Genomic DNA, 8214 nt, shown 5'->3' on the forward strand with positions numbered 1-8214 from the left:
CTCGGAACGGCCAAGCGCCGTCTCCCACGCCTCGGCCGTCTCACGGGCGTCGGCGGGCCTTATGACCGTAAGGCCGGGTATGGCCCTCAAGGCGGCCAGGTGCTCGACGGGCTGGTGCGTGGGGCCGTCCTCGCCGAGCCCTATCGAGTCGTGCGTGAATACGTAGACCACCGGGAGGCCCATTAGCGCGGCAAGCCTTATGGCCGGGCGCATGTAGTCGGAAAATACCAGGAAGGTGCCCCCGAAGGGTTTTAGCCCGCTGAGCGCCATGCCGTTCATAACGGAGCCCATCGCGTGCTCGCGGACGCCGTAGTGGACGTTACGGCCGGGCGCCTCCCCGGTAAAGAAGTCCATCCCCTTGAGCTCGGTATTGTTCGAAGGCGCCAGGTCGGCCGAGCCGCCTACGAGGAGCGGCATCTTCGGCGCTATTGCGTTCAAGACCTTTCCCGAAGCGCTCCTCGTTGCAACGGGGCCGTCTTCGGGAGAGAACGAGGGCACGGCCTTCAGCCAATCATCTTCCTCCGCCTTCTCCCCCCCCTCCCGCCCCATCGCCTGAAGCTCGGCGGCAAGTTTTGGGTGGTCCTTCGCGTATCCGTTTAAAAGCCCCTCCCACTCTCGCTTAAGGGTTTCGCCCTTTTCGATCGCCCCTCTGAAACGCTTGAGCGCTTCCTCCGGTATGTGGAACGCCGGACTCTCCGGCCAGCCGAGTTTTTCCTTCGCTAGCTTTATCTCGTCCTTGCCGAGCGGCGCGCCGTGCGCACCGGCCGTATCCTGCTTATTGGGGCTGCCGAAGCCTATGTGAGTACGCGCCATTATAAGGGACGGCCTCTCCCTCTCCCCCTTCGCCGCCTCTATGGCCCTGGCCACCTCCTTTGTGTCGTGCCCGTCCACCTTCCGGGCGTGCCAGCCGAGCGCCTCGAAGCGCTTTGCCACGTCTTCGGTGAAGGAAAGGTCGGTCTCTCCCTCTATCGTAATCTTATTGTCCGAGTAGAGATAGACGAGGCTGCCGAGCTTCAGGTGCCCGGCAAGGGAGGCGGCCTCGTTGGAGACACCCTCCATCAAGTCGCCGTCGCTCGTTATGGCGTATATATTATAGTCTAAAAGCGGATAGCCGGGCTTGTTGAAGCGGTCGGCGAGGAACTTTTGCGCCATTGCCATGCCGACTCCCGTGGCAAAGCCCTGCCCGAGGGGGCCCGTGGTCATCTCTATACCCCTCTTAAGATCGTACTCGGGATGGCCGGGGGTGGGGCTACCCCACTGCCGGAAGTTCTTCAGATCTTCGAGCGAGAGGTCGTGCCCCGTGAGATGCAGGAGCGAATAGAGGAGCATGCTGCCGTGGCCCGCGGAAAGGACGAAGCGGTCCCGCCCCGGCCAATAGGGGTCTTTCGGGTTATGGCGGAGATAGTCCGTCCAGAGGACGTAGGCCATGGCCGCGTCCCCCATGGGCATGCCCGGATGGCCCGAGTTGGCCTTCTCAACCGCGTCTACGGCGAGGAACCTTATCGTGTTTATACATGTCTCGTCGCTTGAATCTTTCGGCATGGCGCTCCTCTCAAGGTAGAATTATATAACGCAGGAACGGATACGCTCCCGTCCCTCAGTCCCCGGAGGCGGGGAGCGATTTTTCCTCCTCCTTTTCCGCCAATGTTTTTTTCGGCGGGACCACCATACCCGCACTCATTATGACCTTGAAGGCGTCCTCGACGTTCATCTCGATCGGCATGGTGTCCTTCTCCGGCACCACCAGATAAAAGCCCGAGGTCGGGTTGGGCGTGGTGGGGAGGAATATATTTATCACCTCGCCGCCGCACCGCTCTCTGCCCGTCTCCCCGGCCTCCCCCCTGCTCCTGCCCGTAACGAACGCGAGAGAGTAGATTCCCTTCCGGGGGTACTCGATCATGACGACCCGGCTGAACCCTTCATGGTCTTTGGCGAATATCGCTTCGAGGAACTGCTTGGTGGCCCTGTATACCATATTGAGAAACGGGATCCTCGCCAGAATCCTCTCGCCTATGTCGACGAGCTTCTGCCCGAGGAAGTTGGCGGCGAGGAGCCCTACGATGAAGATGGCACTTAGCGTTATGAGTACTCCGAGGCCGGGTATCCGGTAGGGGAGGTAGGTGTAGGGCCTTATCGGCTCGGGCAGGATATCGAGTAGCCCGTCCATAAAGCCCACCAGAAGCAGGAGCACGTAGCCGGTTATGTAAAGCGGCACCACTATGAGGAGGCCGGTTACGAAGTAGCGCTTCATCTTCTTCCTCATGCGCCCGCCACGACCCCTCCGATTACTTTCCTGACCTCGTTCTTCTCGTTCACGTAGACGAGCACCGGGACGTGCCGCCGGGCCTCTTCCTCATGGAACACGCAGTAGTCGGCGATTATTATTATGTCACCCGCCCTGGCCAGATGGGCCGCCGCGCCGTTCACGCTTATGGTCCCGCTCCCCTCTTCCCCCTCTATGGCGTAGGTCCCGAACCGGTTGCCGTTGGTTACGTTGTAGACCTCAACCTTTTGAAAGGGAATTATCCCAGCGGCCTCCATGAGGCGTGTGTCTATGGCGATGCTGCCCTCGTAGTCGACGTTGCTGTCGGTAACCCGCGCCCTGTGTATCTTGCTCCTGAGCATTACTCTCTGCATCTCCTGTTACCCTCCTCTTTCCTGATCCAGTATACGGTTGTCTATGAGCCTCGTCTCCCCCACCCTGACGGCCACGGCAAGGAGCGCGCCGCCGTCTATCCGGTCCAGGTCCCTCAGGTCATCGAGCCCGCATACGGATACATAGTCTATCACGGCAAGGGGCTCCTTCTCTATCATATTTTTCACCATCTCGCTCAATTTACGGCCGTCCCTCTCGCCCGCGGCAAAGGCCTCCCCGGCCGCCTCGAGCGAGCGGGGTATAACCCCGGCGGCCTCCCTGTGTTCGTTGTCGAGGTGGACGTTCCTCGAACTCATGGCAAGGCCGTCGGCCTCTCTCACTGTCTCCCCGAAGTGCAGCTCGACGTCCATATTGAGGTCCTCGACGAGCCTCTCTATTATGAGGCACTGCTGGTAGTCCTTAAGGCCGAAGTCTGCCGCGCACGGCCTGACTATATTGAAGAACTTCGTAACCACGGTGGCGACCCCCCGGAAGTGCCCGGGCCTCCTGGGGCCGCATAGGTGCCCGTCCAGCTTGACCACGTCGACGAAGGTCTGGTATCCGGCGGGGTACATCTCCCTGGCCGAGGGGGTGAACACCACGTCCACACCCGCCTCCCCGAGCATCTCAAGGTCCCTTTCGAGGTCCCTCGGGTAGGCCTTGAAATCCTCCTTTGGGCCGAACTGGGCCGGGTTTATCATGATGCTCACCACCACGAGGTCCCCGAGTGTTTTCGCCTTCTCCACGAGCCCCATGTGGGCGCGGTGGAGGTAGCCCATCGTCGGGACGAGCACTACGGTCTTCCCCGCCGCTCGCGCCTCACTTGAGAGGGTCTTCATTCCGCCTATGGATTCAACCACCCTCAATAGCTATGCTCCTTCGTCGGAAACCTTCCCTTCTCCACGTCCTCCATATAGTCCCCGACCGCCTTTGTGATAACGCCTTCGAGGTCGGCATACTTCTTTACGAAGCGCGGCAACTCCTTACCGGAGGCAAGCCCGAGCATGTCGTTTACCACCAAGACCTGCCCGTCGCAGTCCGGGCCCGCGCCTATGCCTATGGTGGGTATGGAGAGAGTAGAGGTTATCTCCTTTGCCAGAACGGCGGGTATGGCTTCGAGTACGATTGCGAACGCCCCTGCCTCCTCCACGGCCCGCGCGTCCCGGAGGATTTCTTTCCCGCTTCCCCCTCCCTCGCCCCTGCCCTGCACCTTATAGCCGCCCATCCTGTGGACCGACTGGGGTGTGAGCCCGATATGCGCCATGACCGGCACGTCCATCGAGGCTATGGCCCCTATGGCCTCGGCGGTCCTCACTCCCCCCTCAACCTTCACGGCCTCGGCCCCGCCTTCCTTTACGAGCCTGCCGGCGTTCCTGCGCGCGTCCTCGGCACTTACCTGGTAGGAGAGGAAGGGCATGTCCGATACGACGAGCGCCCTCTCGCTCCCCCTCGCGACCGAACGGGTGTGGTAGACCATTTCCTCGATCGTAACCGGAAGGGTCGTATCGTATCCGGCCTCGACCATCCCGACCGAGTCGCCGACCAGCAGCACCGGCACGCCGGCCCTGTCGAGCACGTGCGCCACGGAGAAGGTATAGGCCGTAAGGACGGGTATCTTCCTGCCTTCCCGCTTCATCTTCAGTATGTCGGGAACGGTTATCTTTTTTTTCATATCGTTAGCCATAAAAAAAGCCTCCAGGACCGGAGTCCGGGAGGCCGCATGAGAGCGCACGGGCGGAAGGAAGAAACCCCCTTAATAGAGCTCCGCCCCCTCAAAACGTCCGTCCCGGTCCGGGTCTATCCGGATCCAAGCGGTATGTAGTGCTGCGTGCCACCCTTAAGCGACCTTATCTCCTTTACCAGGTTGGACAGGTCCGCGGGGTTGGCCACGAAGTCGATATCCGTGGTGTTGACCACCAGGAGAGGCGTATCCGTGTAGTAAAAAAAGTGCTTGTTATAGGCGTCGACGACCTTTTCGAGGTATTCGTCCTCTATCCTCTTCTCGTAGTCCTTGGCCCTCTTGTCTATCCTCTCGAGCAGCACCTCGCTCGATGCCTGCAGGTATATCACCAGGTCCGGCTTGGGTATCCTCTCGTCGAGCAGCCTGAAGACCTGCTCGTAGAGGCCGAGTTCGTTCTCGTCGAGGTTCAGGTAGGCGAATATCCTGTCCTTGGCGAAGAGGTAGTCCGAGACAACGGTCGTGGTGAAGAGGTCGGCCTGCGCGAGCTCCTTCTGCTGCTGGTAGCGGCTCAGCATGAAGAAGAGCTGCACCTGGAACGCGTACTTCCTCGTATCCTCGTAGAACCTGGGCAGGAACGGGTTGGTGTCGACCTCCTCGGTGAGGATCCTTCCCCCGAACTCATCCGCCAGCATTTCGGCCAGGGTGGTCTTTCCGACCCCTATCGGCCCCTCTACCGCAATATACCGTGCCTTGTCCATACCGGGATTAAAGGTTATCTTAGGGGGCCGGGAAAGTCAAGAGTAGGCGCTTTCAGCGCACACTGGCGGTCCGCTCGCCGGTAAGGCAACTTCCTTATCCGCACAACTCGCCTCATCCCGGCACGGGAGTCGGCACGGCTTTCTACTTCCCGCTCTCGCACTCCTCCAACTGAGTGGAGATGAGGACATTGAAGAGTATAAGGCCCAGGATACTCGAGAACTCCGCCATGTTCTCCACGTCCATGGCCATAAAGCCGCCGGTCTTATTGACGGCCTGGATCGCCCCTATGACCTCCCCCCTGTACTTTATAGGGGTGCAGAGCGCGTTCTTCGTCGTAAACCCGCATTCTTCATCGAACTTCTCGTTGAAGGAGAGTTCGTCGTCTATCTTCTTGAGATCTTTTTCGTTCCTTACGTCCTTGACGAGCAGATCCTTGCCGGTGAACGCGCAGTAGCCGGCGATACTCCTCTTGTCGATGGACACCCTTATCTCCCCGAGCTCCAGCTTCTGCGCTATCTTCGTATAGAGTTCGTTCTTCTCCTTATCCACGATGTACAGGCTGCACCTGTCGCAACCGGCCAGATCCCGGACCTCCTCGACTACCTTGGTCAGCATATCGTCTATGCTAAGGCCCGATACGGCCATGCTGAGTACCTTGCTGAACACCTCCGGATTCCGCTTCAACGCTTTAATCATCTTCGAGCCTCCTTTTTCTAACTCTAATAGGGTTATAGGAATGCTTCCGCATTAAAGCATACAAGTCCGGCAAATTCCACGAAATTCGGCCCCCTGCCCCCCACACCGCCCGGACAACCCGAATTATCAGGCAACCCGAATTATCAGGCAACCCGAATTATCGGGCAACCCGAATTATAGGAAAGAGGGGGGGGTTCTGTCAACACCTTAATTCCCTTTTATTTCCTTGATTCCCTTGATTTCCCTAAGTTCCTTGATTTCCATAATTTCCGCATTCCGGCCTTTCAGCAAATCCGCGAGCCTGCCGAACTCCTCGCCCGTCAGCGTCTCGCCCCGGCGTTTGGGGTCTATGGACGCGGCCTCAAGGGCCTTTGACACGTCCTCGTCCGGAAGGGCCAATAGCTTCAGCGCGTTATGGAGCGTCTTCCTCCTCTGCCCGAAGGCCGCCCGTACCACCCTCTTGAAAAACTTCTCGTCCTCTATCGGAACGCGCGGGGAGGGCAGGACGCTCAACCTTACCACGGTGGAGGTCACCTTCGGAGGGGGGCGGAAGAGGTGCGGCGCCACGTCGAACTCGCACCGCGCGTCGGTATAGGCCCGGGAGAGGACGGAGAGGATACCGTACTCCTTCGTACCCGGCCCGGCGGTAATCCTCCGGGCGACCTCCTTCTGGAACATGAGTACCAGAGACGTAAAAACCTCCCGCTCTTCGAGGAATTTTACCAAAATCGGCCCTGAGATATTATAAGGAAGGTTGGCCACGACCTTGAACTTACCCACCCCACCCGGGGCTTTTTTGCTAAGGTCAAGAAAGGACAGCTTCAAGGCGTCGGCCGTAACGACCTCAAGAGCCTTCTCATCCTTAAACTTTTCCCGGAGTTTTTCGGCGAGGGCGGCGTCGGCCTCTATGGCCGTAACCGCGGCCCCGGCCCGAAGAAGCTCTTCGGTGAGGACCCCGGTGCCGGGCCCTACCTCCAGCACCCTCTCTCCCTCGCGTACGTCCGCGAGCGAGACTATTTTTCTAACGATATTCCTATCGATAAGAAAATGCTGGCCGAGTTTTTTCTTCGGAAAAGGCTGAAGCACCTTAAAACTCGTCCCAGTTGGGAAGGGCGTTCGTGTCGAGCCCGGCATACTCGCCCTTCTTCAAGAGATGGTAGCCGAGCGCGGCTATCATCGCGCCGTTATCCGAGCAGAGCCTGTGCGGCGGTATAAAGAGTTTTATCCCTTCCTCTCCGGCCGCCTCTTTAAGCCTGGCCCTGAGTCTCGAATTGCAGGCCACCCCGCCGGCAAGAGCGACAGACCCGGCGCCGGTCGCCTCAACCGCCCAGAAAACCTTCCTGACGAGCACGTCCACCACCGCCTCCTGAAAGCTCGCGGCAAGGTCCTTTACCGCGCTTTCGGTAAGCCCTCCTTCTCCGGCCTTCTTCACCTCGGCGAGGACCGCGGTCTTAATGCCGCTAAAACTGAACTCCAGGTTCCCCTTCTTTATGTAGGGACGGGTGAAGGGATACGCCTTTACGTCCCCCCCCCCCCCCTCCACGGCGAGCCTGTCTATCTCGACCCCTCCGGGGTAGCCGAGCCCGAGGAGCTTTCCCACCTTGTCGAACGCCTCTCCGGCTGCGTCGTCGCGGGTCTGGCCGAGTATTTTATAACGGGTAAAATCTTCTATCAGGAAAAGTACCGTGTGCCCCCCGGAGACCACGAGCGCCACGAACGGGAACTCCGGAACTTCCTTCTCCTCTCCCTTCTCTTTCAGGAACACCGAGAGCGCGTGGGCTTCGAGGTGGTTCACCCCGACAAGCGGTTTTTCCTTCGCGTACGAGACGGCCTTTGCGAACGAGAGCCCTATCAGGATCGACCCGACGAGCCCGGGGCCCTGCGTGACCGCGACCGCGTCTATGTCGTCCATCGTGACGTTCGCCCTCTCGAGCGCCTCGTCCACGACCGGGACTATATCCTCTATGTGGCGGCGGGAGGCGAGCTCCGGCACCACCCCGCCGTACTTGCCGTGTATGTCGTCCTGCGAAGCGACGACCGATGAGAGCATCTCCGTGCCGTCCCTTACCACGGCCGCCCCGGTGTCGTCGCACGAGGACTCTATCCCGAGCACCAGCATATCAGCCCCCCGAAGTGGAAGTGGAAGTGGAAATGGAAATAACCCTTACGGCCTTGAGCAGCGCCTCTATATCCTCGGGCGTATTGAAGTAGCCGGGGCTGACCCTTACGGCCCCCTCCGGGTAGGTCCCGGCCGTCCTGTGGGCCTCGGGCGCGCAGTGCGTGCCGCACCGGACCATTATGGAGAACTCCTCGTCGAGCCTCATGCCGGCCGCCTCGGCCGCCACGCCGTCGATAGTGAAAGAGACGAGCGAGACCCTCTCTCCCGGCTCAAGCGTGCCGAGGACGGTTACCCCGTCCATCGACTTGAGCCCTTCCATCAGTT

At 59.9% G+C, this 8214-nt stretch carries 10 protein-coding genes; all 10 read right to left on the bottom strand.

The window, feature by feature from the left end; all coding sequences use genetic code 11:
• A partial coding sequence (gene tkt / locus V3W31_03180) for a transketolase (protein MEE9613942.1) occupies positions 1–1542 on the bottom strand: 1542 nt, incomplete at its 3' end.
• 55 nt (positions 1543–1597) lie between these two features.
• Positions 1598–2263 (bottom strand): DUF502 domain-containing protein, encoded by a 666-nt coding sequence (locus V3W31_03185; GenBank protein MEE9613943.1) that lies wholly within the window; start codon positions 2261–2263, stop codon positions 1598–1600.
• Entirely contained in the window at positions 2260–2637 is a 378-nt protein-coding gene (gene panD / locus V3W31_03190) for an aspartate 1-decarboxylase (protein MEE9613944.1), read from the bottom strand. Before panD ends, V3W31_03185 begins: the two co-directional genes overlap by 4 nt.
• 6 nt (positions 2638–2643) lie before the next feature.
• Complete coding sequence (panC, locus tag V3W31_03195) at positions 2644–3495, bottom strand: pantoate--beta-alanine ligase (protein ID MEE9613945.1); 852 nt, start codon at positions 3493–3495, stop codon at positions 2644–2646.
• Positions 3496–3497: 2 nt separating this feature from the next.
• Positions 3498–4307 carry a 3-methyl-2-oxobutanoate hydroxymethyltransferase gene (gene panB / locus V3W31_03200; protein MEE9613946.1) on the bottom strand — a complete coding sequence of 270 codons (810 nt, stop codon included), beginning with the start codon at positions 4305–4307 and terminating at the stop codon, positions 3498–3500.
• A gap of 125 nt (positions 4308–4432) precedes the next feature.
• A complete protein-coding gene (locus V3W31_03205) occupies positions 4433–5074 on the bottom strand; it encodes a deoxynucleoside kinase (protein MEE9613947.1) in 642 nt (213 codons plus the stop codon).
• Positions 5075–5216: 142 nt separating this feature from the next.
• Positions 5217–5771 carry a GAF domain-containing protein gene (locus V3W31_03210; protein MEE9613948.1) on the bottom strand — a complete coding sequence of 185 codons (555 nt, stop codon included), beginning with the start codon at positions 5769–5771 and terminating at the stop codon, positions 5217–5219.
• 207 nt (positions 5772–5978) lie between these two features.
• Positions 5979–6857 carry a 16S rRNA (adenine(1518)-N(6)/adenine(1519)-N(6))-dimethyltransferase RsmA gene (rsmA, locus tag V3W31_03215; protein ID MEE9613949.1) on the bottom strand — a complete coding sequence of 293 codons (879 nt, stop codon included), beginning with the start codon at positions 6855–6857 and terminating at the stop codon, positions 5979–5981.
• A gap of 1 nt (position 6858) precedes the next feature.
• Positions 6859–7890, bottom strand: a complete 1032-nt coding sequence (tsaD, locus tag V3W31_03220) for a tRNA (adenosine(37)-N6)-threonylcarbamoyltransferase complex transferase subunit TsaD (protein MEE9613950.1) — start codon at positions 7888–7890, stop codon at positions 6859–6861.
• 1 nt (position 7891) lies between these two features.
• Positions 7892–8214, bottom strand: a 323-nt coding sequence (locus V3W31_03225; GenBank protein ID MEE9613951.1) for an aminotransferase class V-fold PLP-dependent enzyme, incomplete at its 5' end; no start/stop codon positions are given.

Source organism: Thermodesulfobacteriota bacterium (assembly GCA_036482575.1).
In the GTDB taxonomy this organism is placed as follows: Bacteria; Desulfobacterota; GWC2-55-46; order GWC2-55-46; family JAUVFY01; genus JAZGJJ01.

Bases quoted from the DNA above. Each gene is read 5' to 3' on its own strand.
- panB (MEE9613946.1), bottom strand. From the start codon at position 4,307: ATGAAAAAAAAGATAACCGTTCCCGACATACTGAAGATGAAGCGGGAA.
- V3W31_03185 (MEE9613943.1), bottom strand. From the start codon at position 2,263: ATGAGGAAGAAGATGAAGCGCTACTTCGTAACCGGCCTCCTCATAGTG.
- V3W31_03210 (MEE9613948.1), bottom strand. From the start codon at position 5,771: ATGATTAAAGCGTTGAAGCGGAATCCGGAGGTGTTCAGCAAGGTACTC.
- panD (MEE9613944.1), bottom strand. From the start codon at position 2,637: ATGCAGAGAGTAATGCTCAGGAGCAAGATACACAGGGCGCGGGTTACC.
- tsaD (MEE9613950.1), bottom strand. From the start codon at position 7,890: ATGCTGGTGCTCGGGATAGAGTCCTCGTGCGACGACACCGGGGCGGCC.
- V3W31_03205 (MEE9613947.1), bottom strand. From the start codon at position 5,074: ATGGACAAGGCACGGTATATTGCGGTAGAGGGGCCGATAGGGGTCGGA.